General features: G+C 64.8%; 1 protein-coding gene. It reads right to left on the bottom strand.

Going from position 1 to position 1,032, the window contains the following annotated elements; all coding sequences use genetic code 11:
* Positions 1–59: 59 nt before the first annotated feature.
* Positions 60–1,032, bottom strand: a 973-nt coding sequence (locus tag A6M56_RS10225; protein WP_286758126.1) for a branched-chain amino acid ABC transporter substrate-binding protein, incomplete at its 5' end; no start/stop codon positions are given.

Raw genomic sequence — 1,032 nt, 5'->3', positions numbered from 1 at the left:
CGCGGGCGGCCGTGAAGACGGCCACCCGCCGATGCCGAGGAGGTTACTTGCCGAGGAGATTACTTGGTCACGGCCAGCTGCACGCGCTTGCCGCCCTTGTAGGTGTACAGCGTCAGGGTGCCGTCCTTGATGTCGCCCTTCGGATCGAAGGCGATATTACCGGTCACGCCCTTGTAGCTGATCTTGTGCAGCTCCGGCAGGTACTTCGCCGGTTCGGCCGAACCGGCCTTCTTCATCGCCTCGACCATCACCATCACGGCGTCATACACGTACGGCGCGTAGATCTGCACGTCGGTGCCGAACTTCTTCTTGTAGGCCGCGCGGAATTCTTCCATGCCCTTCTTCTGCGCTTCCTCCACGCCGCCGGCTTCGGCGCACACCACCTGGCCGTCGGCCATCGCGTCGCCCGCGAGCTTGGCCAGCGCTTCCGAGCAGATGCCGTCGCCGCCCATGAACTTGGCGTTGATGCCCAGCGCCTTCATCTGGCGCAGCATCGGGCCGGCCACGGCGTCCATGCCGCCGAAGAACACGGTATCCGGATTCTTCGCCTTGATCGCGGTGAGAATCGCATTGAAGTCGGTCGCCTTGTCGTTGGTGTACTGCTGCGCGACGATTTCGGCCGAGGTGCCCTTGCTCTTGACGCCCTTGATGAATTCCTCGGCCACGCCCTGGCCGTAGGCGGTGCGGTCGTCGACCACCGCGATGCGCTTGGCCTTGTTGATCTGCACCGCATAGCGGCCCAGGGTGCCGCCCAGCTGGCCGTCGTTGGCCACCACGCGGAACGCGGTGTTGAAGCCCTGCTGGGTGTATTTCGGGTTGGTCGCGGACGGGGAGATCTGCGGGATGCCGGCATCGTAGTAGATCTTGGAAGCCGGGATGGTGGTGCCGGAGTTCAGGTGGCCGACCACGCCGTTGACCTTGGCGTCGACCAGCTTCTGCGCGGCGGCGGTGGCCTGCTTCGGATCGGCGCCGTCATCCTCGGCCAGCAGTTCGAACTTGACCTTCTTGCCGCCGATGGTCACGCCCTTCGCG

The sequence above is a fragment of the Ralstonia sp. RL genome, from assembly GCF_001683835.1.
Taxonomy (GTDB): Bacteria; Pseudomonadota; Gammaproteobacteria; order Burkholderiales; family Burkholderiaceae; genus Ralstonia; species Ralstonia mannitolilytica.
Note: the sequence above shows the minus strand (reverse complement) of the source record. Positions and strands in the feature narration are given on the sequence as shown.